This is a genomic window from Streptomyces jumonjinensis (assembly GCF_009600885.1).
GTDB classification, from domain to species: Bacteria; Actinomycetota; Actinomycetes; order Streptomycetales; family Streptomycetaceae; genus Streptomyces; species Streptomyces jumonjinensis.
Genome location: NZ_VCLA01000178.1, coordinates 88,244 through 89,754 on the forward strand (window position 1 = coordinate 88,244; position 1,511 = coordinate 89,754).

At 77.2% G+C, this 1,511-nt stretch carries 1 protein-coding gene; it reads right to left on the reverse strand.

The window, feature by feature from the left end; genetic code table 11:
• Positions 1-1,358, reverse strand: a 1,358-nt coding sequence (locus FF041_RS27460) for an AfsR/SARP family transcriptional regulator (RefSeq protein WP_323392868.1), incomplete at its 3' end; no start/stop codon positions are given.
• Positions 1,359-1,511: the final 153 nt, after the last annotated feature.

A 1,511-nucleotide genomic window follows, 5' to 3' on the forward strand; every position in this document is an offset into this window, starting at 1 on the left:
GGGTCGTCGTCGGTGTGGAAGCCGGGGCGGGCGGCGGCGCCGCGTTCGGCGAACAGGCGCAGGGCGGTGGGGGCGGGGAGGGGGTCGAGGGGGCGGACGAGTTCGCCGGGGACGTTCAGGGGCTCGCGGCTGGTGGCCAGGACGGTGAGGCCGGGGCAGTGCTCCAGGAGGCGCTCGGCGAGGGCGGCGGCGGCCTCCACGACATGCTCGCAGTTGTCCAGCACCAGCAGCATCCGCCGACGCGCGCAGTGCTCGACCAGCCGCACCAGAGGATCGTCGCCATGCCGCTCCACCGCCCGCAGTTGCGGCTCGCGCCCGCCGAGCGCGGTCAGCACGGCCTCGGGGAGGGTCGCCGCGTCGCGTACGGGGGCCAGTTCGGCCGCCCAGACCCCGTCGGGCGCGTGGTGGGCGAGCTGTTCGGCGGTCTCCAGCGCGAGCCGGGTCTTCCCGGCCCCGCCGGGTCCGATGAGGGTCACCAGCCGGTGGGTGCGCAGGACGGTGGCCAGATCGGCGAGTTCCCGCTCTCTGCCGATGAAGGAGGTGAGCCGGGCGCGCAGATTTCCACGGGCGGGGGCCGGGGCGGGGGCGGGGAGCGGGTGCCGCGCCGGGAGCGGGGGCCGGGCCTCGGCCAGCAGCCCGGCGTGCAGGGAGCGCAGCTCCGCGCCCGGGTCCGTGCCCAGCCGTTCGACGAGCGCGGTCCGGGTCTCCTCGTACGCCTGAAGCGCCTGGGCGGGGCGGCCCGACGCGGCGAGGGCCCGGATGCGCAGGGCCTGAAGGGGTTCGTCGAGCGGGGTCTCGGCCGCGAGCGCGGTGAGCTCGGTGAGTACTCCGGAGGCCCGGCCGAGGGCGACCTCGGCGGCGATTCGGCCGTGGCGGGCCTCCGAGCGGCGCTGCTCCGCGCGTATCACGAGGGGATCGGTCTGCCGGTCGGGCAGATCGGCGAGGGCGGGGCCGCGCCAGAGGGCGAGGCCCTCGTCGAGGAGGACGGCCGCCTCGGCGGGGCGTTCCGCTTCGAGGGCCGCCGTGCCGCGCAGGGTGAGCGTCTCGAACCGGAAGAGATCGATGTCGTCCTGGTCGGCGGTCAGCCGGTAGCCGCCGGGCGTCAGCTCCACCGCCTGCGGTCCGATGGTCCGGCGCAGCCGTCCCACGAGAGCCTGGAGGGCTGCGGTCTCGTCGGCGGGCCGCCCCTCGTCCCTGTGCCATATCCGGGCCGTCAGCGCACCGGCCGCCACAGGGCGTCCGCCGCCGGCGGCGAGCGCGGCCAGCAATGCCCTGATCCGGGCGCCGCCCAGTCCGGTCTCAGCGCCGTCCGGGCGGAGCACCCGGGTGGGCCCGAGGACGAGATAGCGGTAGGTCACGCGCCCATTCTCCCCTCGCCGCCGGGCTCCGGGGGCCGGGGACGGGCAGGCGCGTTCCGGCGGCGGGGGGTGGGCTCGTACCAATCCCATGGCCAAGCACAGGCAGGCCCGTTCCGGCGGCCGGGGGCGTGGGCTCGCACCGACCCCGGTGGC